The following is a 26,448-nucleotide window of genomic DNA, read 5'->3' as shown; positions in this document are numbered from 1 at the left end:
GCATTCGCAGCGGCGTCCGAACGGACCCAGTCACCCGGCAACGACCGCAAATCGGGCTCTGAGCTGGGCTTTCAGGTTGATCCGCCCACCTCTGTGGACTAGACTCCGTACATGTGTTCGATTGACGCGGTCGGTGACACCACCGCGCTGACGGACGCGGAGGTCCTGGACGAGATCGCGGCTGCGGTCGCCGAGCGGAACCGGATCGACGCCCGGCTGACCCGGCTGGCGCGGGTGGCGGAGAACCGGCAGGCACCCGAGCGCGACGGGCTGAGGTCGATGCGGTCCTGGTTGCGTGGCCACTGCCGGCTCTCGGCCGCCGCGGCCGCCCGGCTGGTGGGCAACGGGCGGGTGCTCGGGCACCTGCCGGCGCTGGCCGAGGCGCACGACGCCGGGCTGGTGTCGGCCGAGCAGGTGGGCGTGGCCGCGGTGGTGCTCACGCCCGAGCGGCTGGCCGCGGCCGCCGAGCGTGGTGTGGACCTGGTGGAGATCGACGCGGTGCTCACCGGGCTGGCCGTCGAGCACCCCCATGCGGACTTCGTGAGCGCGGTGCGGCACTACCTGACGCGGCTCGATCCCGACGGGCCCGAGCCGGACCCGACCGAGGGGCGGCGGCTGACGCTGTCGAAGCACGCCGACGGGTCGCTGTCGATCCGCGGGGAGCTCGACGCCGTGGGTGGGGAGAGGTTGCAGGCGGCGGTCGAGTCGTTCGCGCAGGCCGACCGGCCCGCCGGCGACGAGCGCACCCGCGCCCAGCGGCTCGGCGACGCCCTGGTGCAGCTGGCCGACAACGCCCTGGCCGCCGGCGGCCTGCCGACCCTGCGCACGGTCAAGCCGCACGTGGCGGTCGTGATCGACCTCGACGACCTGGCCGACCCCGCCACCGGGCACGGTGCCGGGCGGATGAGGTTCGGCGCGGTGATCTCCGCGGCGCGGGCCCGCTGGTTGGCCTGTGACGGCGCCGTCTCCCGGGTCGTGTTCGGCCCGGACGGCGCTCCGATCGACCTCGGCCGCGAACGACGCCTCGCCGACCGCCACCTGCGCCGCGCGGTCGAGCTGCGCGACCAGGCCTGCGTGTTCGCCGGCTGCCGAGCCCCGACGTGGTGGTGCGACGTTCACCACCTCGTTCACTGGATCGACGGCGGCGAGACCAACCTGGAGAACTCGGCGCTGTTGTGCGAGCGGCACCACACGAAGGTCCACCACGGCTTCCGCGTCGAACGACGACCGGACGGCCGATGGCGCACCTGGCGGCCCGACGGCACCGAGATCACCACCCTGGCACCGCTGCTGCGCGCCGCCTGACGGCCCGCCGCCGGCGGCCTGTCCGGCACACCCGCCGGCGGGCCGGGCAGGTGGTGTCAGACGGGGCAGACCGACTCGGCGACCATGGCCACGAAGTCGTGGGCCTGCTCGTCCTCCACGGAGGGGAAGAGCCGCTCGACGCCCTCGGACATCCTGAACTGGTCGTACTCCGGCTGCCCCAGCCGGACGCAGATCCCCTGCGCGACGACCCAGCCGGTGTGGGCGTCGAGCGGGATCCCCATCTGCTGCAGGGCCGCGGCGAACTCCTCGGGGACGTCTGGCGTGCTCGCCGTCTCCTCGGCGCTCAGAGCCGGTGCTGTGGGGGGCGGGCTGCTCTCGCTGCTCGCCACGGGGGTCGTGCTCGCCGCCGGGCTCGCAACGGCCCGATCGGCGGCGTCCGCCTCGTCGGTCCCGTCCCCCGAGGCGAGGACCAGCGCGGCCGCGATGGCGGCCACCAGGACGGCGATGCCGGCGATCAGGAGCGCAGACCGGCGGCGTCTCGGCACCGGCCGGTGCGCGTGCCGGTGGCGGTCGGAGGGAGGGGGGATGGTGCGGCTGTCGGCCATGTGGGGTTTCTTCCGGACGACTCGGCAGTGACCACGGGCGGCTCCGGTGACGTCCGGGCCGCCCGTATGAAGCGGGGAGCTTACGGGCCGGAGGGCGCCCGTGGGGCGTCGATCGCCGGGTCCCTGACCTCCGCCTGCACCCACCGCACCGGCGTGCCCGCCTCTCCGTGGTCGCACGGCGACGCGGAGGTGGCGTCCGGCGCCGCGGCTCCCCGGGCCGGTGGCGTCGTCCACGTGCTGACGGTGTCGGCCCCACGGCACGCTGACCCCGTGGACGGTCCGGGGTGGCCGCGCCCCGCAGGCCGGGGCCCGGTGGTGGCGGTGGGCAAGCTGGTGGCCGACCAACTGCTCGAGCTGTCGGCGCCCCTGGTGGTCGGCGGGCAGCAGCGGGTGGTGCGGACGACGGCGGCCGGCGGGGCACCGGCCAACGTGACGGCCGGCGTCGTCCGCCTCGGCGCGCCGGCCCGGCTGGCGGGCTGGGCCGGTGCGGACCCGCTCGCCGACGGGCTGCTGGCCGGGCTGGCCGCGCGCGGGGTCGAGGTGGCGGTGGCGCGCCGCGGCCGGGCGCCGCTGTCGACGGTCCTGGTGCACCCCGGAGGCGAGCGCACGCTGCTGACCGATCGCGGCGAGGGCGGCCTGGAGCCGGCCGACGTCCGTCCGGAGTGGTTCGCCGGTGCCGCCGTCGTCCACGTGGACGGCTACGACCTGCTGCGCTTCCCCGCCGCGGTGCGGGCCGCGGCGTCGGCGGCGCACGACCTCGGGGTGCCGGTCAGTGCGGACGTCGCCGCCGCGACGCGGATCGGGCGCCACGGTGCCGCGGCGTACGTCGACCTGCTCACCGGGCTGCGGCCGGACCTGCTCTCCTGCAACGCCGCCGAGGCCGCGGTCCTGGGCCTGGACGGCCACGAGATGCCGGGCTGGGCACCGGGGCTGGTGCTGGTGCACGCCGGCGCGCGCCCCACCCGGGTCGTCACGACGGCGGGCTCGTGGGAGGTGCCGGTCGACCCGCTGCCGGAGGGGCGGCTGCGCGACACGACCGGGTGCGGGGACGCGTTCGTCGCCGGGGTGCTGACCGGCTGGCGCGCCGGGGTGCCCGTGCTCGACGCCGTCCGCTCCGGTCACGCGGCGGCGGCCGTGGTCGCCGGGGTGGTCGGTGGCCAGCCGCCGCCGTGACCCCCACGCGGGCTCGGCGGGTCAGCCGGCGCGGGCCGCCATCTCCGCCAGGCGGCACAGCGCGTTGACCTGCCGGAGCTGCTGCGGCGTCCGGACGGCGGCGTCGAGCAGCAGCGGGCTCATCACCACCACCGCCAACGCCTTGGCGCGGGAGACGGCGACGTTGAGCCGGTTGAGGTCGTAGAGGAACGACACCCCGCGGGGCGCGTCGTCGGCCGAGGTCGAGGTCGTCGAGTACACGACCACCGGCGCCTCCTGGCCCTGGAACCGGTCGACCGTGCCCACCCGCGCGCCGTCGGGCAGCAGCGAGCGGATCAGCCCGACCTGGCTGTTGTACGGCGCCACCACGAGGACGTCGTCCGGCCCGAGCGGCCGCTCGACGCCCTCGGCGTCCACCCACCCGACGCCCTGCAGCGACCGCCACAGCGCCGCCACCTCCGCGGCCTCGGCCTCCGACGACGCCGAGCAGGGCGAGGCGTGCTCCACGTACCGCACCGCCAGCCCGCTGCCCGACACCAGCCCGCCCGGCCGCACGGTGATCCGGTCGCGGCCGGCCGCCGACTCCAGCCGGCCCTCGTAGGCCAGGTCCGAGACGAACGCCGTCAGCGCCGGGTGCATCCGGTAGGTGGTGTCGAGGAAGACGCCGCGGTCCTCCGGCACCGTCGGGTGCCCCTCCAGGAGGTGCTCGAGCGCCGACAGCCCGGAGTCGCCGGGGTGCACGGCCTGCGTCGGCTGGGCCAGCTGCTGCGGGTCGCCGAGCAGCACCAGCGAGCGCGCCGACCGCGCCACCGCGACGGCGTTGGCCAGCGAGAACTGCCCCGCCTCGTCGACGACGAGCACGTCGACCGCCGCGGCCAGGTCGGGGTTGGTCCAGAACCACGCCGTCCCGCCGACCAGCGACACGTCGCCGTCCAGCAGCCGCGCGGCGACGTCCTTGCCGTCGCGGGACCACTCGACGCCCGGCGCCCCGCACGCCTGCTTCTCCTCGCACTTCTGCAGCGCCGGTCGCCCGACCGCCGAGAGCACGTTGCCGATCACCGCGTGGGACGTCGCCGTCACGCCGACCTTCCTGCCGGCGTCCAGCAGCGCCCGGATCAGCCGCGACGCCGCCCGCGTCTTGCCGCTGCCCGGCGGCCCCTGCACGGCGAGCACCTCGCCGTCCAGGGCCAGGCCGAGCCGGACGACGGCGTCCCCGGCCTCCTCCCCCGGCAGCCGGCGGCAGTCCGCCGGCACCCGCCGCGCCAGCAGCGCCTCCCCGAGGCACGGCCTCCCGGCGAGGACGTCGTCCGCGGTGGCCGCGATGGCCTCGCGCATGCCCGTGTCGTCCAGCGGCCCGCCCGGCCCCAGCCCGCGCACCGACGCCGGCGGCTTGGTGCTCTTCACGACCACCCGCCCGCCGACGGCGTCCAGCGCGAACACCGAGCCGACGGCGACCCGGGTGTCGACGTCGAATGCCCGCTCCCCCACCGACAGCTTCGTGTCCTGCGCGGGGAAGGTGAACTCGTAGAGCTTCGACCGCTTCTCGGCGCCGACCTCGACGCCGCCGGCCAGCCCGCCGAGCGCCGTGCGGTCCTCGACGAGCTGCTCGGTCTCCAGGTCGCCGCGGCTGAAGAACTCCCACCAGCCGGGCCGGGCCTCGCGGCGGTGCCACTGCACGAGGTCGCCGAGCAGCTGGTGCCCGGCATCGGAGAGCCGCCCGACCAGCGCCAGCTCCGCGGCCTCCGCCTCCGACCGCGGCGCCGGGCCGGTGGCCTCGGGCACCATCGGCCGCGGCTGCGGTCCGTAGTGCGCCTCCAGGGCGTCGCGCTGCTCCTCCAGCCAGTCGTGCAGCTCGCGGGTGGAGTCGACGTCGTCCTTGTTGTAGAGCTCGATCGACTCGAGGCGCTTCGGGTCGCGGTCGGCCAGCCACTGCTCGTAGGCGATGACGCTGCCCATCGCGTCAGCGACGTCGCCGGTGTGCTGCCGGCCGTAGAACGCCTCGACCTTCTTGATCGAGTACGAGCCCTTGCTGATCCGCATCGACTGCCGGACGACCGGATACAGGTCGACGAACCGCTCGGCGCGCAGCAGCTGGTCGAGCTCGGCCTCGCGGACGCCGTAGCGGCCGGTGAGCCGCTTGAGCGCGCTGACCTCGTAGGCGGCGTAGTGGTAGACGTGCATGCCCGGGTCCACCGACCAGGCGTCGATGACCAGGTCGACCAGGTCGCACACCATCTGCTTCTCCGCGGCGGGGTCGTGCGCCCACAGCGCGGTGAACCGGCCCGAGCGGTCACCGATGCCGGCCAGGTACTCCAGCCCGGCGCCGTCGGCGGAGTGCGGGTCGCCCTCGAAGTCGAGGTAGAGGTCGCCGTCGCTGGGTTCGGGCAGGCGGAGCAGGCCGGTGGGTGCCGACGGCGGCAGCAGCGTGCGGCTGGGGACGCCGGTGCGGCGCTCGTCGAGCTGCTGCTGCGCCTGCTCCTGCAGCCGGGTGCGGGTGGCCGCGCCGATGCGGGCGGCCCTGAGCGTCCCGGGGTCGGCCGACGCGAGCTGCTCGAGGGTGGTGATGCCGGCGGCACGCAGGGCGTCGCGGGTGTCGCGGCGCATCCCGGCGACGAGGCTGAGGTCGTCGGCGTCGGCGAGCTCGGTGTCGCACCGTGGCTTCCACGTGCACTGGTTGCAGTAGGGCCCCGGGACCGGCTCGGTGGCCGGCGGGTCGGCGACGAAGGCGGCGAGCTTCGCGCGGGCGCGGCGGGCGTAGGCGGCGACGTCGACCAGCCGCCACGGGTGGGCCGCGCCGTCGCCGGTGACCACGCAGACGCGGTCGGGCTGCCGGCCCTGCAGGACGGCGAGCCGCTCGGCGTAGGTGGCCATCTGCAGCAGCGCGGGCACCTTGACGCGGCGGGCGAGCTTGGCGTCGGCGACCTCGTAGGACCACGGTCCCAATGCGGACGGCGTCGGCGCCTTGAGGAGGAAGTCGGCCGCGCCGGCCCACAGGCCGTCGGTGAACTGCGCCTGGTGCACGACGTCGACGCCCTGCCGCATCGCCTGGAGGGTGAGCGCCTCGGCCTCCCGGCGGCCCGCGGCGTCGAGCCGGACGGGGATGCGGACGACGCTCCGGCCCTCGGCCTCCAGCGTCTCCAGGTAGCGCAGCTCGTGCTCGGTGCCGAGGTCGGCGATGAGCGCGGCGTGGTCGGTCGGACCCTCCGCGAGCGGCTCGAGCCGACCGTCGGCGACGGCGAGGTCGAGCGTGGTGAGGTGGGCGCAGGCCTGGTGGCGGGTCAGGTCGGTGGGGCTGAGGACCAGAGAGCCGTCGGAGCGGTACATCGGGACGGGACGGTCTCACGCGGCCGCTCCGGCCGGGGGAACCCGCGCCGGAGGCGGTGATCCGGTGGGGCGGAGGATGCGGACGTGACCGCTGGACTGCACCGCTCGCACCGGGTGGCCGGCGCGCTGGTCGGGTCGGCCGTGGGTGACGCGCTGGGCGCGCCGTTCGAGTTCGGCCCGCTCGGGGCCTTCTCCGCCCGCTTCCCCGCGCCGGCGCGGGGCTCGGCCACGGAGATGTGCGGCGGAGGGCCGGCGGGCCGGGAGCCGGGCGAGTTCACCGACGACACGCAGCTGGCACTGCTGGTGGCGGCGTCTCTGCTGGAGCGGGACGGGCTGGACGAGGCCGACCTGTTCGCCCGCTTCGTCGCGTGGGCGCAGGCCGGGCCGCCGGACATCGGCGCGCAGACGCGCGCCGTCCTGACCTCCGGGCTGCCGTGGGACCGCGCCGCCGCTGACCACGTCGCGCGGTCCGGGCGCGCGGCGGGCAACGGGTCGCTGATGCGGACGACGCCGGCCGCGATCCGGTTCAGCCGGTTCGGCACCGACGCGACGGTGGACGCCGCCCGGCGGATCTCGATGCTGACCCACGGCGACCCGGCGGCCGGCGAGGGCTGCGCGGTGTTCCACGAGCTGCTGCGGGTGGCGCTGGACGGCGGCGACCCGCTGGCCGCCGTCCCGTCTGCCCTCTCCCTCGTGGGCGATCCGCACCGCGAGCGGTGGGCGGCGGTGCTGGCGCCCGACTGGACACCCGACCAGGCCACCGAGTCGAACGGCGCGGTGTGGCCGACGCTCGGGCAGGCGGTGTGGGCGCTGCGGCACGGGCGCGACTTCGCCGAGGTGCTGCGGCTGGTGGTCGACCTGGGCGGGGACACCGACACGGTGGCGTGCGTGGCCGGCGGGCTGGCCGGGGCGGTGTACGGGATGGGCGGGATCCCGATGCGGTGGTCGTCGGCGGTGCACGGCCAGGTACCCGGGCACGGCGACCGCGTGTGGCGGCTGGCCGACCTCCAGCAGCTGGCCGCGGCGCTGGACGGCAAGCCGGCGCAGTCCTACGACCCCGGCGTCATCCCGCGGATCGGTCCGGTGGAGGTGCTGCCGGGGATCTGGGCGGGCAACCTCGACGGCGCGCGGTTCTCCGACGAGGACTTCGCCGTCATCTCGCTATGCCGGCTCGGTGAGCCGTTCCCGCATCCCAACCACCGGCTGGCCTACATCGCCGACAACGACCACAACGTCGACCTCGACGTGATGCTGACCGACGTCCTCGACGACCTCGCCGCGCTGCACGCCGAGGGCCACCGGGTGCTCGTGCACTGCCACGGCGGGGCGTCGCGGACCGGGCTGGTGCTGCGCGCCTGGCTGGTGCGTGAGCAGGGGATGACGCCGGCCGAGGCGACGGCGCACGTCGCCGAGCGCTGGCCGCACCTCGGGCTGTGGAACGCCAGCTTCACCGCGGCGCTGGACCGCCTGGCCGGGAGCCGCTCCTGAGCGTGTCGCACGGGCGAGCCGGACCGCTGTTGCAGAATTGATGCGCTATCGCGCTGTTTCTGCAACGAGGAGGCCGCCGTGCTGACGGTGGACCAGGCCGCGGCGCGGTTGGGTGTCAGCGCCCAGGAGGTACGCCGGCTGGTCCGGGCGGGCACGCTGTCCGCACAGCGGGTGGGGCGCACGCTCGTGCTCTCCGACGAGGCGGTGGACGAGCGGGCGCGGCTCGACATCGCCCCGGGACGCGTCCTCTCCGCACCCGTCGCCTGGGCGACGCTCTGGGAGCTGTCCGGTGAACGCGCCGACTGGCTGGAGAGGTCCGGCAGGTCCCGGGTGCAGGCTCGGCTGCGGGACACCGACGCCGAGCACCTGGTCGCGGCGACCCGCGACCGCGCTGATCGGTACGAGCTGCGCGTCCTCCCCGCCTACCGCGACCGGGTGCTGGCACGCGAGGGCGTCGTCGTCTCGGGGCTCTCGGCCGCCGATGCGGTACGCGCGGACATCGTGGCAGCGATTGCGGCCGTAGAGGTCTACTGCACCGCCGCGACGCTGGCCGGGCTCCGGCGCGACCTCGGGCTGTCCGACCGCGGTGAGCCCAACCTCGTCGTCCGGGTCCCCCGGTTCGACGCACTCCCCCTGACCGGCCGCGCGCACATGCCGACGGCGGTCGTCGCGGTCGACCTGGCCGAGTCCGCCGACGTCCGGACCCGGCGCGCGGGACTCGACCTGCTCGCCGGCGCGCTCGCGGCGACGCACCTGTGACGGAGGCCGGGCCGCCGGTCGTGCTGCCCCCGCTCGCCGGCGTGCTTGCTGCGTGACCGGACCAGCACGGTGGCGCCGCGAGGCTCGCCTCGTTCTGTACGAGCGGCGCCGGCCGGCTGCCCCTGCGACCTGAGCGGGAGCCCGGAGTCAGTCGGAGCCGGACGGTGTCGGAGGACGGTAGACGTCGGATCGATGTCCGATCCGGGCGACGAGGACCACCCGCCTGTGCTCGTCGACCTCGATGAGGACCCGGTAGTCACCGCGCCGTGCGCTGCGCAGTCCGGCCAGCTCGCCAGTCAAGGGCTTGCTCAGCCGCAGCGGGTTCTCGGGCAGGACGGCGGTCAGGAACTCTACGACGGCCGTCGCCACCCTGACGGGCAGGCGGCTGAGTTGCCGCCGCGCGGCCGAGGTGACCCGGACGTCGAACGGTGCAGTCACTCGCCGAGGCCGAACTCGACTCTCAGCTCGGCAGCGGACGTCGTCTCACCGCGCTCGTCCTCGGCGCGGGCCGCCTCGACGTCCTCGCGGACGCCGGGCTGCGAGAGCCAGAAGAGGGTCTCGTGCAGCGAGTCGAGGTCCTCCTTCGCCATGAGGACGGCTGCCTCGCGGCCGTGCCGGGTGATGGTGACGATCTCGTGCGTCTTCTCCGCTGCGTCGACCAGTGCCGAGAGCTTGTCCTTCGCCTCGCTGAGAGGAACGGTGGTCACCCGGTCATCCTAGCCCCATTTCTGGCCAGAACTAGGGGCGCTCGTACACCCGGTCCGCGGAGGTGGTCCACCCCGCGGCGACCGGTCGCGCCCCGCACCACTAGCGCGATCACGTCCATGATGCTGCTCTCCCCGCAGACACCGGCATACGGTCGGCGGATGCGGAGGCCACTCACGCTGGATGACCTGGACGCGACCTACTCGCCCGGTCGGACGCCGGACCGGAGCCGGGCGATGGCGCGGCAGCTCGAGGTGTGGGCCGGGGAGGACGAGCCGGCCGGCGCCGAGGTCACTGCCGCCGACCTCCTGGTCGCAGCCGGGGAGCAGCTCCTCCGGGTCGGGGACACCGCAGAGGCCGTCCGTCTGTTCCGCCTCGCGGTGGCAACGGGGAAGCCGACGACGCCCGACGCGCGCTGCTTCCTGCACAACGCACTGCTCGAGGCAGGGGACGTCGATGCCGCCCGCGAGCTGGCCGAGCAGGTCCGGCGGGAGCGCCCCGTCGAGGCTGACGTCTACCTCTTCATCGGCGAGGACTACGAGGGGCACGGGGACCTGCGGGAGGCGCACCGCTGGCTGACCCTGGGCGCACGGAGGACGATGCCCGACGTCGAGGACGACGACCTGTCGTTCGAGGCCGCCCACCTGCTGCGGTCGCGGCGGCGGGTGCGCCAGCGACTCGGCATGCCACCCGACGACTGGGACCTGCTCGTCCCTCCGGTCGACCTCGACGCCCTGCCGGACTGACCGTCAAGCAGCGAAGCGAACGACCTCGCGTATGCGGTCGGCCAACCCGGCATACGTCACCGGCGGCCCGGCCAGCGCCTGCACTCGGGCCAGGCCCATGCTCGCCTGCCTGGTCGCGGCGACCATGTTGCGCGGCAGTACCCAGAACGACCACTGGCCGACATCGAGCGCGTCGTAGCGAGCGTGCTCGGTGGCGGTCAGGACGGCGAACACGTACCCGTCGGCGTTGTAGGTGCCCTCAGGGCTGTAACCGCCGCTCGGCGACCACGTGCGACCCCGCAGGCCCGTGAAGGTGACCGTCGACAGCGCCAACTGCTCCCACGCCTGCAGGTAGGCGCCGGACTTCACCTCCAGCCGCAGGTCCTCCGGCGTCCGGACGTCGTAGGAGTCCCACTCGACGCGCGGCCGCGGCTCGGCGCCCACGGCCCGGGCGACCAGGTACTCGGCCAACAGCGGGCGCACCGTGTTGGTGCGCAGGTCGGAGTAGGCCCAGGACCAGAAGTCGCGGAGGGTGGCGTCCGCTCCGGCGATGGGCTCGTCACCCGTCCGGAGCTGCGGTACGGGGAGCGGCCCCCAGGTCGCGGTCACCCCGGGTCAGACCGCGACGCGGTCGCTGGGACGGCGGGAGGTCCGGAGCGTCCGCGCGGCCGAGCGGGCCAGGCGGATCGGGCCGGTGTCCCAGAGCTGCCGGCCGGGCTCCTCGACGGCCGGCGCGGACTGCGGCGCCGGGCGGGCGGCCTCCTCGGCCTCCAGCTGCGCGGCGGCCAGGGCGGCGAGGTGGCGGGCGCGGATGGCGGCCTTCTGCCGGTCGAGACGCTCCTGCTCGGCCATCACCAGCAGCTCCTCCTTGGCCTCGGCCACGGTGCGCCGCGACTGCTGCTGCAGCTGCTCGATCTCGACGTCGCCGGAGTCGCGCAGCGCGGCGAGCTCGTCGTATGCGGTGGACGGGCCGAAGTTGAGCAGGACCTTCATGAGCACCGGCAGGATCTCCACGCACATGAACAGCAGGGAGAGCATGAACTTCGCCGCGGCCAGTGTGGCGTTGCGGTCGCTGAGCCGGTCGAGCGCCTCCAGCCGCAGCAGGATGCCGCCGGACCCCTCGTTGGTCGCGTCGAACGCCGACTGCAGCCGGTCGAGCTCGGCGGTCAGCCGGGTCAGCTCGGCGGAGTCGGTGGCCAGCGCGGCGGCGGCGAGGTCGGCGCTGCGCGACTCGGCGTCGGAGGAGGTCGCCTCCGCGGCGTCGAGCTCCGCCCGGGCCGACGCCACGACGGCGGCCTGCGCGTCGGCGGCGGCGCGGGCCTGGACGTAGGCGTCGCCGGTGCCGGGGTCCCCAGTGCCGCAGGTGCCGTCGAGCTCGCACTGGGCACGGGCTTCGAGGTCGCGCTGGGTGGCCAGCGCCGAGTCGTAGGCGCCTTGCTTGGCGGTGAGGTCGGCCTGCACGGCGGTGAGCGCGGCGTCGGTGGCCCCGCCGCTGGCGACGACGTCCTGCTCGGCGGTCACCTTCGCCTGCAGCTCGTCGAGGCCGGCGAAGCGCGCGTCGGACTCCAGCGACTGCCGGTAGGCGTCGGCGGCCTCGGCCTGCATGACGGTGATCTCGGCGTCGATCTCCTTGTGGAACACCTGCAGCGTCAGCGGCGTGGCGACGACGACGCCGAGCACCAGCGCCAGCCCGACCCGCGGGACGGCGAGCGCGAGGTTCCGCTTGAGCGAGGCGTCATGAGCCATGCCGACGAGCAGCATCCGGTCGAGGTTGACCACGACGGCGCCCCAGCCCAGGCCGAGCACGAGCGCGAAGGGCCACCAGACGCCGAGGGCCATGTGCAGGGCGAAGGAGGCCGAGGCGACAGCGAGGCCGCCGGTGCTGAGCAGGACGCCGCCGAGCGCGGCGAACTTCGGCCGCGCGCCGGGCGCCGCCTCGAGCAGGTCGGGCCGCGCGCCACCGAGGACCGCCAGGCGGTCCTGCAGCCGTCGTCGTCCAGCCATGCGAGAGCCACTCCCTCGCGACGGGGGTCGGACCGCCGCTCCCCTGGCTCATCGGCAGTCCCGATCTCGGTCGGGACCACCGGCCGGGTCGCCGTCGTCACACCCGTCCCACGGCCGCGGCTTGACCGCGGCCCCATGGCACGGTCGGGTGACCGCATGACCGAGCAGCACGCCGACGGCTGGCACCAGCCGCTGCGGCACGTCCGGGCCGACGACCTCACCGGGGACACCGGCCAGACCAGCGGGATGACGCGGCGGGAGGCGATCTCGGCCAAGACCGTCGGCTCCCAGCGGGTGTGGATGGGACAGACCCACGTCGCCCCACGGACGTCGTCCGGCGACCACCACCACGGCGACTCCGAGACCGCCATCCACGTGCTGCGCGGCCACCCGGTGTTCGTCTTCGCACAGGACGGCGAGGAGGTGCGGCTGGCCACGGGGCCGGGTGACTACGTGTTCGTGCCGCCGCACACCCCGCACCGCGAGGAGAACCTGACCGACGAGGAGGCCGTGGTCGTCATCGCCCGCAGCAGCCAGGAGGCGATCGTGGTCAACCTGCCCGGGCTGACCTGACCGACCCTGTCGCGGGGGCCACCACTGGCGACGCAGCCTGCGCTACAGCTGCTGCAGGTCAGGCCCTCACGGTATCAGTGCTGGTATCATACGACCCCATGGCCATGACATTGCGCCTCGACGAGCACGAGACCGAGGCCCTGCGCCGCAGAGCCGAGCTCGAGGGCCGGTCCATGCAGGACGTCGCCCGGCAGGCGGTCCGCGACTACATCGAGCGGAACAGCAAGCGCGAGCTGCTCGACCGGGTCCTCGACCGGGAGCTCCCTCGCTATGCCGAGGCCCTGGAGCGGCTCGGCCAGTGATCCACCTCGACCTCGAGGACCTGCTGCACGTCGCCCGGCGGACGCTGGGCGCCTTCGAGGTGCGCGACATCGGTCTGCTGGAGTCCGCGGCGGCCAGACCGCAGGCGACCGCCTTCGGGGAGGACGCCTACCCATCCATCCACGACAAGGCCGCAGCCCTGCTGCACTCGGTCGCCCGCAACCACCCGCTGGTCGACGGCAACAAACGGCTCTCGCTCGCCGCGACCATCGCCTTCTACGGCCTCAACGGCGTGCAGCTGACCCTGTCGAACGACGAGGCCTACGAGCTAGTGATGGCGATCGCCTCGGGGCAGCTCGACGACGTCGCGTCGATCGCCGGACGTCTGCGCGACGGCACGGCCCCGTGGAGCTGACGGAGCGCACGACGTCGCCGACAGCCAGGGCGACTGCTTCCATGTCGGCATGAGCGGCAACGAGGAGGTCCCGCGCGTCGTGAGCGCCAGGCGTGAGATCGCAGCCGGCGCCGGACGCGTCTTCGAGCTCATCGCCGACCCCGCCCGGCAACCCGACTGGGACGGCAACGACAACCTGGCCAAGGCCGCTGACGGTCAGCGGGTCCGGGCCGTCGGCGAGGTGTTCCGCACGACGCTCACCATGGGCAGCGTCCGGGAGAACCACGTCGTCGAGTTCGACGAGGGCCGGCTCATCGCGTGGCGCCCCGCGGAGCCGGGTCAGGAGCCGCCGGGGCACCTCTGGCGGTGGGAGCTCGAGCCGATCGGTCCGTCGCGGACCCGCGTCACCCACACCTACGACTGGTCCCGGCTGACCGACGAGGGGCGCCTCCCTCGCGCGCGGGCGACCACGGCCGACCGGCTGCAGGCCTCGCTCGACCGGCTCGCCGCCCTCGCCGAGCAGGAGTGACCGGCCCACCCGCCGTTCGCCCTCCTGCCACGAGCCGCTCCCCCGACACGGCGGCATCCACCTCCGCGGAGGGACGGCCCGGCTACCTTTCCCGCGCCATGGCTGAACGCGTGTCCGACGTCCCGTCCCCGCAGGTCCCGTCCGTCGAGGTGTCCGTCCTCGGGCCCGTGCAGGCCACGGTCGCCGGGCAGCCGGCGCCGCTGGGCGGCCCGCGGCAGCGGTCGGTCCTCGCCCGCCTGGTGCTCGCCGGTGGGCACGTCGTCTCCACCGACCGGCTGGTCGAGGACCTGTGGGACGGCGAGCCCCCGCCCAAGGCCCTCGCGGCCCTGCAGGTGCACGTCTCCCGGTTGCGCCGGGCCCTGGAGCCGGCCGGTGGACGGCGGTCGGGGGCGACCGTCGTGGTCAGCGTGCCGCCGGGCTACCGCCTCCAGCTGCCGCGGGAGGCCGTCGACGCCTGGCGGTTCGAGGACCTCGTCGCCCGGGCCTCCGGCACCGACGACGTCGCCACCCGGCGGGAGCTGCTGGAGCGGGCGCTCGGCTGCTGGTCCGGTGAGGCGTTCGCCGGGTCGGCCGACGCCTCCTGGGCCGCGCCCGAGGTCGCGCGGCTGGAGGAGCTGCGGCTGGTCGCCGTGGAGCTGCGCGCCGACGCCGACCTGGCGCTCGGGCGGGCGGCGTCCGTCGTCCCCGAGCTGGAGCGCCACCTGCACGACCACCCCCAGCGGGAGGAGGCGGTGCGCCTGCTCGCCCTGGCGCTCTACCGCAGCGGCCGGCAGGGCGACGCGCTGTCCGTGCTGCGCCGGGCCCGGGAGCGGCTGGCCGAGGAGCTCGGCGTCGACCCGGGCTCCGGCCTGCGCGACCTGGAGACGGCGATCCTCGGGCAGGTGCCGGCGCTGGACCTGCCCGGGCCGCGCAGCGCGCCGCTGCCCGCGGTGCTGCCGCCTGCGCCGCCGCCGTCGCTGGGCCGCGCCGCCGAGCTGCGCCGGCTGGTCGACCTGGCCGCCGAGGGAGCCCGCGTCGTGTGGATCGCCGGCGAGGCGGGCGCGGGCAAGACCACGCTCGTCGAGGCCGCCGCGGCGCGGCTGCACGCGGACGGCTGGCGGGTGGTGGAGGGGCGCTGCCCCGAGGTGGACGGCGCTCCCCCGGCCTGGCCGTGGACCGAGATCACCCGCGCGCTGGGCGCCGCCCCGCTCGAGGAGGGCACCGCCTTCTGGCTGGCGCGGGCGGTCGCCGACCGGCTGCGCGAGGCCGCCTGGGAGCAGCCGCTGCTGGTCGTGCTCGACGACGTCCACCGCGCCGACGAGCTCACCCTGCAGCTGCTCCGCCAGGTCGTGGACTCCCTGACCGGCTGCCCGCTGCTGGTGCTCGCGACCTACCGGGACGCCGAGGCCGGCGAGGCGCTGGCCGCCACCCGCGCGGCGCTCGCCTCGGCCGGGGCGCGGCACCTGGGGCTGCGGGGGCTGGACGACGACGGCATCGCCGTCCTGGCCCGGCAGTCCGGGCTGGCGGACGCCGGGCCCGCGGAGCTCGCGCTGCTGCGCGAGCGCACCGACGGCAATCCGCTGTTCGTCCGCGAGCTCACCCGCCTGCTGGTGGCCGAGGGCCGGGGCGCGGCGCGCACCGGCGTGCCGGCCGGGCTGCGGGACGTGCTGCGCCGCCGCGTCGAGCGGCTGCCGGGGACGGCGGTGACGGCGCTGCGCCAGGCCGCGGTGCTGGGCCGGGAGGCCGACGTCGACGTGCTCGCGGCCGTGGCCGGGCGGGACGCCGACGAGCTGCTCGACGCACTGGAGACCGCGGTGCTGGCGGGCCTGCTCGACGAGCCGGCGCCCGGGCGGGTGCGCTTCACCCACGCCCTGGTGCGCGACGTGCTCTACGAGGACACCCCGCTGCTGCGCCGCGGCCGGGTCCACGCCGCGGCCCTGGCGGTGCTGCGGGAGGTCGGTGCCGACGCCGCGACGCTGGCCCACCACGCGGTCGCCTCGGCCGGTCCGCGCACCGCCGCCGACGCCGTCCCCTTCGTCGTCGCCGCGGCGCGGGAGGCCGGCCGGCTGGGCGCCGCGGCGGAGGAGGCCCGGCAGTGGGCGTCGGCGCTGCGGCTGCTCCAGTTGGCCGGGCGGACCGGCGGTGCGGAGGAGCTGGCGGTGCTGCTGCCGTCGATCCCCGCGCACGCCCGCGCCGGCGACGCGGTCACCGCCCGCACCCAGCAGCGGGACGCCGTCCGCACCGCCCGGCGGCTGGGCCGGCGCGACCTGCTGGTTGACGCGCTCGCCGCCTGGGACGCGCCGCTGGTGTGGACCGTCCGCGACGACGGCGCGCAGGACCCCGAGCTGCTCGACCCGCTGCTGGAGCTGCTGGAGACCCCGGCCGGTGCGGACCTGCCCGACGACGTGCGCTGCCGGCTGCTGGTGGCGCTGGTGCGCGAGACCGAGGGAGTCGACGACGACCGCACCGACGCGGCGAGCGCGCAGGCGCTGGAACTGGCCCGGCGGGTGCACGCCGTCGACGGCGCGCCGCGGCTGCTGTGCGCGGCGCTCAACGTGCGGGCCTACGCCGCGCTCGGTCCGCACCTGGCCGCCGTCCGGGAGCCGCTGGCCGAGGAGCTGCGGGCGGTGGCGACCGCCGCCGGGCTGGCCGACCACCAGGCCGTGGCGCACTGGCTGCTCTTCCTGGCCGCCGCGGCGCGGACCGACCTCGCCGCAGCCCGCCGGCACGCCGACACCGCGGTCGCCCTGGCCGACACCGGCCAGCTGGGCCACCTGCTGGGCGCACTGCGCATCTTCGACGGCGCGCTGCTCGTGCTCGCCGGCCGGTACGACGAGGGGCGGGCCCGCTACGAGCAGGTCGCCGCGCACCTGGTCGAGACCGGCGCGACCAACGGGGGGCTGATGGCGCTGGTCGGCCGGTTCGCCGCCGGCTTCGCGCGCGGTGACCTCGCGCCGATGGCCGACGAGCTGGCGTGGCTGCACGGCGCGATGCCCGGCGCGCTCACCGACGCCGTCGTCCTCGGCCTGCTCGACGCCGGACGCGTCGACGAGGCCCGCGCGGCCTGGCGGGCGCGCCGTCCGGTCAGCCGGGACTACTACTGGCTGGCCACCACCACGCTGCGCGCGCACGCCGCCGCCCGGCTCGGTGACCTCCCGGTGGCGCGGCAGGCGCGCGAGGAGCTGCTGCCGTGGGTCGGGCGGATCGCCGGGCTGGACTCCGGCACGCTGGTGGTCGGGCCGGTCGACGAGGCGCTGGCCGCGGTCGCCGACGTCCTCGGGGAGCCCGACGCCGCGGCCGCCGCCCGGCGCGGCGCCGACCGGGTGCGTGCGGCGCTGGCCGCGCAGCTGGCCGGCGTCGACCTCTGACGGGCGAGTCGTCCCGGCCCGGGAACGGCTCGGGTCGGGGGAGCATGGCGCCATGGCACCGCCGGCCGACGGCACCGACGACCAGCGCCGCGACGAGGAGCTCCAGGCGGTCACGGTCGGTCCGCTGGAACCGCACGAGGGCCCGATCACCCTCGTGGCGTACGACCCCGACTGGCCGCGACTGTTCCGCCGCGAGGCCGACCGCCTGCGCGCGGCGCTGTGCCCCGTGGCACTGCGCATCGAGCACGTCGGGTCGACCTCGGTCCCCGGGCTGGTGGCCAAGCCGGTCGTCGACGTCCTCCTGGTCGTCCCCGACCCGGCCGACGAGCCGGGCTACGTACCGCAACTGGAGGCGGCCGGCTACGTGCTGCGCATCCGGGAGCCCGACTGGTTCGAGCACCGCCTCCTCGAGGGACCCGACACCGACGTCAACGTGCACGTCTTCGGCGCGGGCGCGGCCGAGGTGCAGCGGATGGTGCGCTTCCGGGACCGGCTGCGCGCCGACGACACGGCGCGCGACCGCTACGCGCGCACCGAGCGCGAGCTGGCCCGGCGGACCTGGCGGCACGTGCAGGACTACGCCGACGCGAAGACCGCCGTGGTCGAGGAGGTCCTCGGCGCCGCGGAGGGCCCACCGGCCGCGAGCGGTGGCCGTCCAGGTGGGTGAGCGGCCGGCCGCGCGTGCCGGCCGGCGCCCGATCCACCGGCCGCCTGCTGGCCGGCGGGTGCCGGCAGGGCCCGGACCGGCGCCGCTGCGGTGCTACGCCGGGAACCGGACGCTGTCGATGATCGGCTGGGCGGCGCTCGACAGGCGGGTGAGCCGCTCGTGGTCCGGGGAGTCCAGCGCGACGACCACGGTGTGCGTCCCGTCGCCCAGGGCCACCGTGCCGAGGGAGATCATCGCCTCCTCGTCGCCACCGATGCCGTAGGAGTTGGTCCCCCACGTGCGGGGGTTGGTGAAGAGGTCGACGCACCGGGGGTTCGCCGGGCAGTCCGGGTCCCCGTAGTCGGCGGTGGCGGAGGCCGTGGCGGTCAGCGTCGTCACCGGGGTGTCCCCGACGGTCCCCGGCTCCGGTGGGGTGACGATCTCGACGTCGGGGTTGCCGGTGAGCCAGGTGACCAGGGCGTCGGGGTTGGTCCCGACGTCGGTCAAGGCGGTCCCGTGGCCCGGGCCGGTGCTCGTGACCGGGACCATGTCGATCCAGAAGAACACCTGGTCGTCGTCGCTGTCCGGCGGGAGCAGGTTGAGTTCTCCCCGGTTGTTCTCCCTGCTCGACCACCCCGCGGGCAGGGTCAGCTGCATCCCCGGGATGACCTCGCCGCCGCTGAGCCGGTAGGTGCCGGCCGCGAACTCGCAGTGCCTGTCCTGCGAGCACCCACCGGGCAGCTCGGACGGTGAGGACGACGAGGCCTCCGCGCCGGCGGAGCCGCCGTCCGAACCGCCCTGGCACCCACCGAGCAAGCCGGCGACCAGCACTGCGACCAGAGGCCGGCTCCGCCCGGCGCACGCGGACCTCGGGCGGGGCGATCTGGGCAGGGCGGACATCTCCCACCTCCGCATCGACGCAGCCGGCGCGCGACGCAGTGTAGGGGGCTGGTCGGACGACGGGTGTCCTCCCAGCGCCCCGTCCGGTGCAGCCTCAGCCGGAGAAGACCACCCTCTCCCGGCGCCGGAACGGCGGGACCAGGGCGGCGAGCAGCAGCCTGAGCGCCAGGCCGCCCTCCCGCTCGATGGCCGCGCGCTCCTCCGGCGTGGTGACGGCGAGGACCCGCGGCGCCTCGAACGACAGCCGCGCCCGCCTGCGGATGCGCGCCTCCACCGCGGCCCAGTCGGCGACGGAGACGTGGCGCTCGATCACCGGGAAGACCGAGGCCTCCTCGTCACCGATGTGCTCGGTGAGGGTGTCGCGCAGCTCGGCCAGCTCGACGGCGAGGGCGGTGGCGGTGTCCTCACCGGGACGGGCGCGGAAGGCGTCGGCGGCGGCGCGCAGGCGGTCCAGCGCCGGGTCGAGGGCGGCGTGGTCGTCGGACAGCTCGGTGAGGTCGACGTGCGGCCCGGCCGAGGCGGCGAGCACCGGCCACAGGACGTCGTCCTCGACGCTGTGGTGGTGGTGCACCGAGTCGGCGAAGTCGCGGACGTAGCGCGCGACGGCGTCGGCCCGCCGCTGCCCGGTCGCCGGCGCGGCGGCGAGCCGCTCGGCGAGGTCGGTCAACCGGGTGGCGTCCCGCAGCATCGCGCGGTGCGCCAGGCGCATGCCCAGGACGTCGGGCACGGGGTCGCCCTCGGCGCGGGGGCGGACGCGGATCGGGTCGGTGCTGGTCACGGTGTTCCTCCGGGCGGTGGGGTCGGTCGCCGCGGACGCTCCCCCGGGCCACTTACCGGTCGCTTACGACGCCGCTGCAAGGAGGCGGGAAGCGCGACCGGCCACGGTCCTCAGCGACCGGGTTCCCCGGACTCCGACTCACCACGAGGACACGCCTTGACCGCCACCGCCCTCCCTCCGTCCACCGCGACCCCGGCTGCCGCCGTCCGCGACCACCGGCCGTCCCCGTCCCTGCGGGGGCTGGCCGTCACCGCCGGGGGCGTGCTGTTCGCCGCCGGCAACGCCCTGCACCCGATGGAGCACAGCGAGGCGGCCCACCAGGCGGCGACCTGGGTGGCCGCGCACGTCACCTTCGGCGCCGGTGCGGTGTTCGTCGCCGCCGGGGCCGGCGCGCTCGCCGCCCGCCTCGCTCCCTCGCGGGTCGCCACGATCGGCCTGGCCGTGCTGTGGGTGGGGCTGGTGCTCATCCCGGTCGGGGGCTACACGGAGGCCTACGTCGCGCCTGCCATGCACTCCGGCTTCGCCGCGGTCGAGCAGGCGACCCTGTGGTTCTCCGCGCTGGCCGGCACCGCCACGCTGCTCGGCCCGCTGCTCGTCGCCGTCGGGGCGCTGCGCTCGCGGCTGCTGCCCGCGCCGGTGGCGGTGTCGCTGCTCGCGCTACCGGTGGGCGGGGTGCTGGCGGGGGCGCTGCCCGTCGAGGGCTGGGGGATCATCCCCGGCACCGTCGTCTTCGGCCTGGGCATCGCCGCCGCCGGCTGGCTGAGCCGGACGCCCGCCTGACCTGCCGGAACCCGAGCGCCCCGTGCCCCGTGACCCCGGGCGCGGGGCGCTCGCCGTCGTCCGCCGCCCGGTCGGGGCGACCCCTGTGGGGAGGTCGACGGCGATCGTCACCGGTGATCGGTGTCGCGGAGCTCGAGGATCTCCTCGGCCGTCACCCTGCTCATCGACCAGCTGGTGTCCGACGGCCGCGTCGTCCCGGGCCGCCGTGGTCAGCCAGGCGCTCCGACGGGAACGGCGTCGCCAGATCGCAGCCCGGGACGCGGCCATCCTGGCTGCGGATCCCGGCCCCGACGACCTGGACGCACTCGCCGAGCACGCCGCCCGGACGCCACTCGACGATCTCGACTGATGCGCCCGATCCACCTGGCTCAGCTCGACGAGACCCGTCCCGTGCTCGTGCTGACTCGTGAGGTGGTGCGCCCACATCTGTCCCGGGTCACCAACGCCCCGATCACCAGCAGGATCCGCGGGCGCTCGACCGAGGTACCGGTCGGAACCGACAACGGCCTCGACCATCCGAGCGTCGTCAGCTGCGACGACGTCGTCACCGTGCCGGCGTCGGTCCTGGGTCGGCAGATCGGCCTACGGCGGCCGGAGCAGGAAGTCTCCCTCACCGCCGCGCTGCACGCCGCCTTCGACCTGGAGGACCTACCCCTCTCCAGCTGACGGGACGGACGGCCCGAACGGACGACCCACCTCTGGCCCGGGGCCGGTGTTGCTGAGCGGTCTCAGTCGCACCCGTAACGCGTGCGTGCAGTCCGCCGGTGCCCGGTGGGTGTCACTGCCCCGGGCACGGAGCCAGGTCGAGGGTCGCCTGGCCCGCCACCACCGGTGCGATCAGTTCCCGCAGGCGTGCGCTCTCGTCGGCCGGGAAGCCGTCGGCCTGCCAGGCCGGCAACGCGTCGACGATCTGACGCGCGTACCCCTGCACCACGGCCGGCGGCGTCCCCTGCCGGACCTCGAGGCACGACGGGAGTCCGGCCGGCGCCGGTGCCCGGCCGGTCAACGTGCGGAACAGGGCCAGCCGGGTGGCGGTGGCGTACCGGGGGTCGAGCGCGTCACCACTGATCACGACCGACAGCACCTGCAGGGCCGACACCTGGCGCACGCCCTCGTCCTCGGATCCGAGACCCTGCAGCCCATCCCGCAGCAGTGGGCCGGCCGGTCCGGCCGCGTCCGGTCGCGCCGTCAGGTCCTCGACCAGGCCTGCGATGGTCTCCGGCGGGGCGGCGGCCAACTCCTCGGCGGGAGGCTGGACCGGCGGCGACGTCGAGGGCGAACTGCTGGTCGTCGCGGCAGCGGTCGGGGTCGCGCTCGTCGGACGCTCGCCGTCCGTCGTCGCCAGGGCCACCACGCTGCTCACTCCCAGGGCCGCGGCGGTGGTGGCGATGGCCACCTCCCACCGGCGACGTCGGCGCCGGGGGGAGGTGACCGCGCGATCGGGTTGCCGCACCTCCGCGAGGATAGGGGGACGGGAGCTGCTCCCAGGCGTTCTCGGGAGCGGTCCGGTCCCGGACCCCCAGCTCGGCTGTTCACCGGTAGCAGCGTGTGTGGATGCGCCGGGACGGCCTCTCGTGCGTGACCGGGCGACACGGCGACGACCGAGTCGGCCGACACGGCGTGCGGCTGCTGAGTTCACCGCCGTCAGAGCCCGGGGTAGGGCACGCTCGATCGCGCATCCGGCAGAGGCGGAGGACCGATCATGAGCGCGACCAGGGACCGCCCGGTCCTGCTGCTCGACGTCGACGGCGTGCTCAACGCGCCCCGCCGGGATCTCCCCGAGGGCTGGGAGCGGGGCACGTTCAACGGCTTCCTGCTGTCGTGGGACCCGACCGTCACCGCCCGGCTGCGGGAGCTGCACGAGTCGGGCCGGGTGGAGATCCAGTGGCTGACCACCTGGGCAGGTGACGCCGACCGGCTGCTGGCCGAGCCGATGGGGCTGCCGCGCGGATTGCGCACGCACGCCCGCGCCGGCGCCGCGCCGACCGGGTTCCTCGGGGCGCTCGACGGCGCGTCGGGGTGGTGGAAGCTCGCCATGGCCCGCGAGGTGGTCGAGGCGGAGCCCGACCGGCGGATCGTGTGGATCGACGACGACCTGGCCGAGCAGGCCGACGACACCGGCGACTGGCTGGCCGCCCACCCGCACGTGCTGGTGGTCGCCCCGGACCGGGCCGTCGGGCTGACCCACGCCCAGCTCGACGCGATCGAGGCGTGGCTGTAGCCGCGCCCGTGACGTGGCGTCCCGGGAGTGCCCGGTGAACCGGAGCGGCTCACCTCCCCGAGGTCGTGGCGTGGAGCCGCTCCGGTGCGGATCGGAGCGCACCGACGGCCGCGGCCGTCGGGTCAGCCCTTGGCGTACGTGTCGGCCGTCTTGCTCTCGAACTCCAACACCACGACCGGTTCATCGCCCAGGACCCAGGCGTCGTGGCCCGGTTCGAGACGGTAGGCGTCACCCGCACCGAGGTCGGCTTCAGCGCCGTCGGTCGCGGCGACGTGCATCCTGCCGGAGACGACGTATCCGAGGTGCGCCGCCTCACAGGTGTCCGTGCCGGCCACCGGCTTGATGCAGTCCGACCACCGCCAACCGGGCTGCAGGGTGAAGCGACCCACGGTGGCGCCGCCCAGGTGGACGACGCCCACGCTCGTCTTGTCCGGGGCCCGCGACTCGTCAGGGCGGTCCAGGCTCTTCGTCTCGATGCTGGCCATCGCTGGTCGCCTCCTGCTGACTGGGAGGGGTGTGGACGACCGGGCCGCGTCCCCCGCAGCGCAACCGAACGGAATGTTCCTGCCGCGTCGGGCGCAGGTGTCCGGTGCCGTCGACTGTGCTCGCCCCACCCGCGACGGTCAACGGCCGCGGTCGCGCCCCGGTGACCGGCGTCGGTGCGGGGCCAGGTCACGTGCTCGTCGAGGACCAGCCGGAGGCTCGCGCCCGTAGCCAGCGGGTGGCTCCGTCGGCGGCGAGTCGCTGCTCGGTGCGCAGCTGCGGGGCGTAGGCCGGAGCGGGCAGCAGGGAGCCGGCCCGCCAGTAGCCGGCGAGGGCGACGAGGAAGGCGTCGACCGCGGCCGGTGGCGCCGCCCGGCCCGCGGCGCGGGAGGAGAAGACGGCGTCGAGGTCGTGGCGGGCGGTCGGTCCGGTCACGCCGGGCAGGAAGCACACCAGGTCCAGCCAGGGTGCCCCGACGGCCGGCCACGCCCAGTCGACGAACACCACCTCGGTCGGCGTGAGCAGGATGTTGTCGCGGCGCAGGTCCAGGTGCAGCAGCGTCCGCCCGTCCACGCCGTCGACCCAGTGCCGCTCCCGGCTGATCAGGGCCGGGAGGTGGGCGGCGGCCCAGGGATCGGCGTCCGGGAGCGCGGGGTCCTCCGCGAGCCGTTCCCAGGCGCCGCCGAGGACCGCGGCGAAGGCGTCCTGGACTCCAGCGGCGTCCGGCACCGGGCTGGGCGTCAGGGCCTGCGCGCTGCGGTCGACCGTGTCCAGGACTCGGACCAGGTCGTCGCCGTCCCAGGACGGCGACGGGAAGCGGCCGGCCACGTCGTCGAAGACCAGGCAGATCCACTCCCCGTCGTCGAGGTGCGTCCACATCCGCGGGGCAGGGACCGAGGGCGGCAGGTGGACGTTGACCGCGGCCTCGTGCCGGTAGGCCGCCGCCACCCAGTCCCCGTACGCGGCGGAGGCGGCCTTCACGAAACACCGCCGGCCGTCGGCCAGCAGCAGCCGGACGGCGACGCCAGGGGTGAAGCCACCCGGCGGCGACGAGGCGGACACGACGGGCGCTCCGACGGCGTCGGCGATGGCCCGGCGCACCTCCACCGGTACGTCCGGCCAGCCCAGCGCGCGCGGGGAGTCCGCAGGCGGCATGCGGGGACCCTCCTCCGGTCCGAGGACGGGGACATCTCGTACCACGCGGGAGCCCGGCGTCGTCCCGGTGCCCGATCGGTTCCCGCCGGCCGCGGTCACGACCGCAGGTCGATCACCACCAGCGGTCCAGGTCCGCTCCGCGCGGACCGCCGCCACCGCGCCACGTAGACCTGCCGGGCCGGTTCCCACTGCGGATCGTCGGGCTCCACCACCCGCGCCGTGCCCTCGCGCAGCCGACCAGCGAGGCGCACGGTCACCGGCTGCGGCGTCCGGAAGTTGCGCCACCACGTGGCGTGCTGCCATCGCTGGGGCCGCACCACGAGGGAGTCCCCGGCGTCGGCGTACTGCACCGGGAGCATGTACTCCCGCCCGCTGCGCCGCCCGGTGTAGCGCAGCTCGACCGCGGAGCCGCTCAGCAGACGGTGGGCGCGCGACCGCAGCACGGCCAGCACGACGGCGTTGCCCTGCGGCACCCTGACGCGCTTCCGCGCGCGGGACAGCCACCCCGTGGCCCCCGGCTGCTCGGCCATGCCGTCCTCCTCTCCCCGGCCTGGACGCTGCAGGGGTCAGACGTCGAAGTCGGCGACGACGGGGCGGTGGTCCGAGCCCGCCGCGCCCTGCCGCAGGCTCGGGTCGTCGTCGATCGAGGGGGTGGGGCCGGCTCCGTCGGTCCGCACGTCGCCGTCGCCCACGGAGTGCACCAGGGCGTGGCTGACCAGGATGTGGTCGATCAGCTCGCCGCGGCCGCGGTGGCGGCGGCTGAACCGCTGGTCCGCGGGGATGAGGGCGGCGAGGTTCCATAGCCGCTGGCCGTCGCCCCGGTCGGGCTGGGCGAAGCCGTCGGTGCCGATCTCCGAGCCGGGCGGGCCCTGCAGGATCTGGGTGGTCGCCGCCTCGGGGACGTCGTTGAGGTCGCCGAGGACCACCAGGCGGCGGTCCTGGCCCCGGCCGTCAAGCAGCTCGGTGGCGGCCGCGCGCACGGTGGCGGCCTCGGCGGCGCGCCGGCTGAGCGCATAGACCGCGGCGCGGGCCCGCTCGCCCTCGTCGCGGGTGTCGAAGCGGGGCCGCCCGTCGGGGCCGGGCGGGAAGGTCAGCAGCTTGGACTTCAGGTGGCAGGTGATGAGGTCGATCGGCGACCCGCCGACGGTGACCCGGGCGCGCAGCGCCGCCCGCCCCATCACCGCCAGGCGGGTGCCGGCGTCGTCGACCTGGATCGGGTCGAGCTTCTCCGGGAAGGCGGTGATCTCCGCGACGTCGGTCAGCGGCAGCCGGGACAGGTAGCCGACCCGGATGGGGCGCTGACCCTCCTCCACCCCGGCGGTGGCGCAGTGCCACTCGCCGCCGACCCGCTCGGCCAGGTCGGCGAGGGCATCGGGGTTGCCGACCTCCTGCACCGCCAGCACGTCGGGCTCGATCCGCGCGATGACCGCGGCCAGGGCAGCCAGCTTGGCCTCGTACACCGCCGGGTCCCGGGGACCGCCCTCGTCCCCGGGCCGGAACAGGTTCTCCAGGTTCCACGTGCCGATCCGCACCACGTCGCGCCTCCCCCAGGTCACCGGTCCGCGTGTGGCCGCGGCGCACGCCACGCCTCCCGGCGCGACCGGCGTGCACCGCAGTACCCACTACGTGACGGAGGACGCCGCGGCCTCGCTAATACCGCTGCTGCGGCTGCAGGCGGTCCCTGATCTCCTAGGGCCCTGACCAGCCTTCCGATCTACTGCGGGACACCGCAGTGACGACGACCTGGCCGGCAGTCGCCGACACCGGCGAGTGGCTGGCCGCCCATCCGCACGTCCTGGTGGCCGTCCCGCACCTCTTCGTCGGCCTCACCCACTTGCACCTGGACGAGATTGAGGCGTGGTTGGGACCTGACCGGGCGCCTGAGGGCCAGCGGCTTACCCAGTCGCCCGCGCAATCCCCTACCGCCTGGTGGCGTACAGCTCGTGGAGCGCGGCCACCTGCCGCACCCAAAACTCCAACCTCGCATTCCGGTTTGCGGTTCGCGGCAGGAGTCCCTTGTCCGCCGCGAGCGTGTAGAAGCCCGGGCCGGCGTCGTTCTGGTCGAGGTAATGGACCAACGCGGAGATCATCAGCTTCCGGTCGGGGTCCCACGTCGCCTCGACGATCCGAAAGAGGAGCTGCCCCATGGCAGCTCGCTCAGCATCCCGGCTGAAATCGAACGCGGGTTGTCCGGTGCGCCGAGCCAGCACAGTGTTCAGCTCGGTGTAGGTGGTCACTCGGCGCAGCCGAGCCCGCTCGATGAGAATTTCCGCGCCCACGCGAGTCAACTCGTCCCAGGTGTCGTCGCTGCGGTCGTACACGAGTCCTCCTGCTGTCATGTGCGTTGATGCGC

The 26,448-nt window shown here is 75.5% G+C and carries 28 protein-coding genes; 14 read left to right on the top strand and 14 right to left on the bottom strand.

What is annotated here, in order from left to right:
• Positions 1-111 precede the first annotated feature (111 nt).
• Entirely contained in the window at positions 112-1,305 is a 1,194-nt protein-coding gene (locus tag ACWIZO_RS16225; protein WP_448638681.1) for a DUF222 domain-containing protein, read from the top strand.
• 56 nt (positions 1,306-1,361) lie between these two features.
• Here the strand turns inward: ACWIZO_RS16225 and ACWIZO_RS16220 are convergent, their stop codons facing one another.
• The gene (locus ACWIZO_RS16220) at positions 1,362-1,871 is read right to left on the bottom strand and encodes a hypothetical protein (protein ID WP_448638680.1); all 510 of its coding nucleotides are present in this window, start codon (positions 1,869-1,871) and stop codon (positions 1,362-1,364) included.
• A gap of 270 nt (positions 1,872-2,141) precedes the next feature.
• On the opposite strand from ACWIZO_RS16220, the gene ACWIZO_RS16215 reads away from it, so the two are divergent.
• Positions 2,142-3,044, top strand: coding sequence for a carbohydrate kinase family protein (locus tag ACWIZO_RS16215; protein WP_448638679.1), 903 nt, complete (start codon positions 2,142-2,144; stop codon positions 3,042-3,044).
• A 21-nt stretch (positions 3,045-3,065) separates the two neighbouring features.
• Here the strand turns inward: ACWIZO_RS16215 and ACWIZO_RS16210 are convergent, their stop codons facing one another.
• Entirely contained in the window at positions 3,066-6,347 is a 3,282-nt protein-coding gene (locus ACWIZO_RS16210) for a TM0106 family RecB-like putative nuclease (RefSeq protein ID WP_448638678.1), read from the bottom strand.
• Positions 6,348-6,431: 84 nt separating this feature from the next.
• On the opposite strand from ACWIZO_RS16210, the gene ACWIZO_RS16205 reads away from it, so the two are divergent.
• Together ACWIZO_RS16205 and ACWIZO_RS16200 are read left to right on the top strand one after the other, a co-directional pair.
• Entirely contained in the window at positions 6,432-7,835 is a 1,404-nt protein-coding gene (locus ACWIZO_RS16205) for an ADP-ribosylglycohydrolase family protein (RefSeq protein ID WP_448638677.1), read from the top strand.
• Between the two features lie 78 nt (positions 7,836-7,913).
• Positions 7,914-8,594, top strand: a complete 681-nt coding sequence (locus ACWIZO_RS16200; RefSeq protein WP_448638676.1) for a helix-turn-helix domain-containing protein — start codon at positions 7,914-7,916, stop codon at positions 8,592-8,594.
• 147 nt (positions 8,595-8,741) lie between these two features.
• Here the strand turns inward: ACWIZO_RS16200 and ACWIZO_RS16195 are convergent, their stop codons facing one another.
• Together ACWIZO_RS16195 and ACWIZO_RS16190 are read right to left on the bottom strand one after the other, a co-directional pair.
• Positions 8,742-9,032, bottom strand: a complete 291-nt coding sequence (locus ACWIZO_RS16195) for a type II toxin-antitoxin system RelE family toxin (RefSeq protein WP_448638675.1) — start codon at positions 9,030-9,032, stop codon at positions 8,742-8,744.
• Positions 9,029-9,301 (bottom strand): type II toxin-antitoxin system Phd/YefM family antitoxin, encoded by a 273-nt coding sequence (locus ACWIZO_RS16190; protein ID WP_448638674.1) that lies wholly within the window; start codon positions 9,299-9,301, stop codon positions 9,029-9,031. Before ACWIZO_RS16190 ends, ACWIZO_RS16195 begins: the two co-directional genes overlap by 4 nt.
• 159 nt (positions 9,302-9,460) lie before the next feature.
• Here ACWIZO_RS16190 and ACWIZO_RS16185 point away from each other — a divergent pair, with 159 nt between their 5' ends.
• Positions 9,461-10,045, top strand: a complete 585-nt coding sequence (locus tag ACWIZO_RS16185; RefSeq protein WP_448638673.1) for a tetratricopeptide repeat protein — start codon at positions 9,461-9,463, stop codon at positions 10,043-10,045.
• A gap of 3 nt (positions 10,046-10,048) precedes the next feature.
• On the opposite strand, the gene ACWIZO_RS16180 is transcribed toward ACWIZO_RS16185, so the two are convergent.
• Together ACWIZO_RS16180 and ACWIZO_RS16175 are read right to left on the bottom strand one after the other, a co-directional pair.
• The gene (locus ACWIZO_RS16180) at positions 10,049-10,633 is read right to left on the bottom strand and encodes a hypothetical protein (RefSeq protein ID WP_448638672.1); all 585 of its coding nucleotides are present in this window, start codon (positions 10,631-10,633) and stop codon (positions 10,049-10,051) included.
• A 6-nt stretch (positions 10,634-10,639) separates the two neighbouring features.
• Positions 10,640-12,028: a DUF4407 domain-containing protein gene (locus ACWIZO_RS16175; RefSeq protein WP_448638671.1), complete on the bottom strand. Its 1,389-nt coding sequence runs from the start codon at positions 12,026-12,028 to the stop codon at positions 10,640-10,642.
• A 156-nt stretch (positions 12,029-12,184) separates the two neighbouring features.
• On the opposite strand from ACWIZO_RS16175, the gene ACWIZO_RS16170 reads away from it, so the two are divergent.
• The 6 genes from ACWIZO_RS16170 (at position 12,185) to ACWIZO_RS16145 (ending at position 17,799) form a co-directional block, all read left to right on the top strand.
• Positions 12,185-12,601 (top strand): cupin domain-containing protein, encoded by a 417-nt coding sequence (locus ACWIZO_RS16170; RefSeq protein ID WP_448638670.1) that lies wholly within the window; start codon positions 12,185-12,187, stop codon positions 12,599-12,601.
• Positions 12,602-12,699: 98 nt separating this feature from the next.
• Positions 12,700-12,903: a ribbon-helix-helix protein, CopG family gene (locus ACWIZO_RS16165; RefSeq protein ID WP_448638669.1), complete on the top strand. Its 204-nt coding sequence runs from the start codon at positions 12,700-12,702 to the stop codon at positions 12,901-12,903.
• The gene (locus ACWIZO_RS16160) at positions 12,900-13,277 is read left to right on the top strand and encodes a type II toxin-antitoxin system death-on-curing family toxin (RefSeq protein WP_448638668.1); all 378 of its coding nucleotides are present in this window, start codon (positions 12,900-12,902) and stop codon (positions 13,275-13,277) included. The genes ACWIZO_RS16165 and ACWIZO_RS16160 overlap by 4 nt, the downstream gene beginning before the upstream one ends.
• Positions 13,278-13,356: 79 nt before the next feature.
• On the top strand, positions 13,357-13,785 hold the full coding sequence (locus ACWIZO_RS16155; protein ID WP_448638667.1) for an SRPBCC family protein: 429 nt from the start codon (positions 13,357-13,359) through the stop codon (positions 13,783-13,785).
• Positions 13,786-13,883: 98 nt separating this feature from the next.
• Entirely contained in the window at positions 13,884-17,132 is a 3,249-nt protein-coding gene (locus ACWIZO_RS16150) for a BTAD domain-containing putative transcriptional regulator (RefSeq protein ID WP_448638666.1), read from the top strand.
• A gap of 52 nt (positions 17,133-17,184) precedes the next feature.
• Positions 17,185-17,799 (top strand): GrpB family protein, encoded by a 615-nt coding sequence (locus ACWIZO_RS16145; RefSeq protein WP_448638665.1) that lies wholly within the window; start codon positions 17,185-17,187, stop codon positions 17,797-17,799.
• A gap of 93 nt (positions 17,800-17,892) precedes the next feature.
• Here ACWIZO_RS16145 and ACWIZO_RS16140 read toward each other — a convergent pair whose 3' ends face one another.
• Positions 17,893-18,609: a hypothetical protein gene (locus ACWIZO_RS16140; RefSeq protein ID WP_448638664.1), complete on the bottom strand. Its 717-nt coding sequence runs from the start codon at positions 18,607-18,609 to the stop codon at positions 17,893-17,895.
• A 163-nt stretch (positions 18,610-18,772) separates the two neighbouring features.
• Positions 18,773-19,456, bottom strand: coding sequence for a hemerythrin domain-containing protein (locus ACWIZO_RS16135; protein ID WP_448638663.1), 684 nt, complete (start codon positions 19,454-19,456; stop codon positions 18,773-18,775).
• Between the two features lie 156 nt (positions 19,457-19,612).
• Here ACWIZO_RS16135 and ACWIZO_RS16130 point away from each other — a divergent pair, with 156 nt between their 5' ends.
• Both ACWIZO_RS16130 and ACWIZO_RS16125 read left to right on the top strand, forming a co-directional pair.
• The gene (locus tag ACWIZO_RS16130; protein WP_448638662.1) at positions 19,613-20,236 is read left to right on the top strand and encodes a hypothetical protein; all 624 of its coding nucleotides are present in this window, start codon (positions 19,613-19,615) and stop codon (positions 20,234-20,236) included.
• Between the two features lie 348 nt (positions 20,237-20,584).
• A complete protein-coding gene (locus ACWIZO_RS16125; RefSeq protein WP_448638661.1) occupies positions 20,585-20,902 on the top strand; it encodes a type II toxin-antitoxin system PemK/MazF family toxin in 318 nt (105 codons plus the stop codon).
• 112 nt (positions 20,903-21,014) lie between these two features.
• On the opposite strand, the gene ACWIZO_RS16120 is transcribed toward ACWIZO_RS16125, so the two are convergent.
• Positions 21,015-21,689: a hypothetical protein gene (locus tag ACWIZO_RS16120; RefSeq protein WP_448638660.1), complete on the bottom strand. Its 675-nt coding sequence runs from the start codon at positions 21,687-21,689 to the stop codon at positions 21,015-21,017.
• A 249-nt stretch (positions 21,690-21,938) separates the two neighbouring features.
• Here ACWIZO_RS16120 and ACWIZO_RS16115 point away from each other — a divergent pair, with 249 nt between their 5' ends.
• A complete protein-coding gene (locus ACWIZO_RS16115) occupies positions 21,939-22,457 on the top strand; it encodes an HAD domain-containing protein (RefSeq protein ID WP_448638659.1) in 519 nt (172 codons plus the stop codon).
• Positions 22,458-22,579: 122 nt separating this feature from the next.
• Here ACWIZO_RS16115 and ACWIZO_RS16110 read toward each other — a convergent pair whose 3' ends face one another.
• From ACWIZO_RS16110 to ACWIZO_RS16090, 5 genes are all read right to left on the bottom strand, one after another.
• Positions 22,580-22,942: a cupin domain-containing protein gene (locus ACWIZO_RS16110; RefSeq protein ID WP_448638658.1), complete on the bottom strand. Its 363-nt coding sequence runs from the start codon at positions 22,940-22,942 to the stop codon at positions 22,580-22,582.
• 187 nt (positions 22,943-23,129) lie between these two features.
• Entirely contained in the window at positions 23,130-24,095 is a 966-nt protein-coding gene (locus ACWIZO_RS16105; RefSeq protein WP_448638657.1) for a hypothetical protein, read from the bottom strand.
• 95 nt (positions 24,096-24,190) lie between these two features.
• Positions 24,191-24,625, bottom strand: a complete 435-nt coding sequence (locus ACWIZO_RS16100; RefSeq protein WP_448638656.1) for a nitroreductase/quinone reductase family protein — start codon at positions 24,623-24,625, stop codon at positions 24,191-24,193.
• 36 nt (positions 24,626-24,661) lie between these two features.
• On the bottom strand, positions 24,662-25,651 hold the full coding sequence (locus ACWIZO_RS16095) for an endonuclease/exonuclease/phosphatase family protein (protein ID WP_448638655.1): 990 nt from the start codon (positions 25,649-25,651) through the stop codon (positions 24,662-24,664).
• Positions 25,652-26,014: 363 nt separating this feature from the next.
• On the bottom strand, positions 26,015-26,416 hold the full coding sequence (locus tag ACWIZO_RS16090; RefSeq protein WP_448638654.1) for a hypothetical protein: 402 nt from the start codon (positions 26,414-26,416) through the stop codon (positions 26,015-26,017).
• Positions 26,417-26,448: the final 32 nt, after the last annotated feature.

The organism is Geodermatophilus sp. URMC 63 (assembly GCF_053502565.1).
Note: the sequence above shows the minus strand (reverse complement) of the source record. Positions and strands in the feature narration are given on the sequence as shown.

Bases quoted from the DNA above. Each gene is read 5' to 3' on its own strand.
- ACWIZO_RS16115 (WP_448638659.1), top strand. From the start codon at position 21,939: ATGAGCGCGACCAGGGACCGCCCGGTCCTGCTGCTCGACGTCGACGGC.
- ACWIZO_RS16110 (WP_448638658.1), bottom strand. From the start codon at position 22,942: ATGGCCAGCATCGAGACGAAGAGCCTGGACCGCCCTGACGAGTCGCGG.
- ACWIZO_RS16185 (WP_448638673.1), top strand. From the start codon at position 9,461: ATGCGGAGGCCACTCACGCTGGATGACCTGGACGCGACCTACTCGCCC.
- ACWIZO_RS16165 (WP_448638669.1), top strand. From the start codon at position 12,700: ATGGCCATGACATTGCGCCTCGACGAGCACGAGACCGAGGCCCTGCGC.
- ACWIZO_RS16100 (WP_448638656.1), bottom strand. From the start codon at position 24,625: ATGGCCGAGCAGCCGGGGGCCACGGGGTGGCTGTCCCGCGCGCGGAAG.
- ACWIZO_RS16210 (WP_448638678.1), bottom strand. From the start codon at position 6,347: ATGTACCGCTCCGACGGCTCTCTGGTCCTCAGCCCCACCGACCTGACC.
- ACWIZO_RS16175 (WP_448638671.1), bottom strand. From the start codon at position 12,028: ATGGCTGGACGACGACGGCTGCAGGACCGCCTGGCGGTCCTCGGTGGC.
- ACWIZO_RS16150 (WP_448638666.1), top strand. From the start codon at position 13,884: ATGGCTGAACGCGTGTCCGACGTCCCGTCCCCGCAGGTCCCGTCCGTC.
- ACWIZO_RS16225 (WP_448638681.1), top strand. From the start codon at position 112: ATGTGTTCGATTGACGCGGTCGGTGACACCACCGCGCTGACGGACGCG.
- ACWIZO_RS16170 (WP_448638670.1), top strand. From the start codon at position 12,185: ATGACCGAGCAGCACGCCGACGGCTGGCACCAGCCGCTGCGGCACGTC.
- ACWIZO_RS16125 (WP_448638661.1), top strand. From the start codon at position 20,585: ATGCGCCCGATCCACCTGGCTCAGCTCGACGAGACCCGTCCCGTGCTC.
- ACWIZO_RS16145 (WP_448638665.1), top strand. From the start codon at position 17,185: ATGGCACCGCCGGCCGACGGCACCGACGACCAGCGCCGCGACGAGGAG.
- ACWIZO_RS16220 (WP_448638680.1), bottom strand. From the start codon at position 1,871: ATGGCCGACAGCCGCACCATCCCCCCTCCCTCCGACCGCCACCGGCAC.
- ACWIZO_RS16105 (WP_448638657.1), bottom strand. From the start codon at position 24,095: ATGCCGCCTGCGGACTCCCCGCGCGCGCTGGGCTGGCCGGACGTACCG.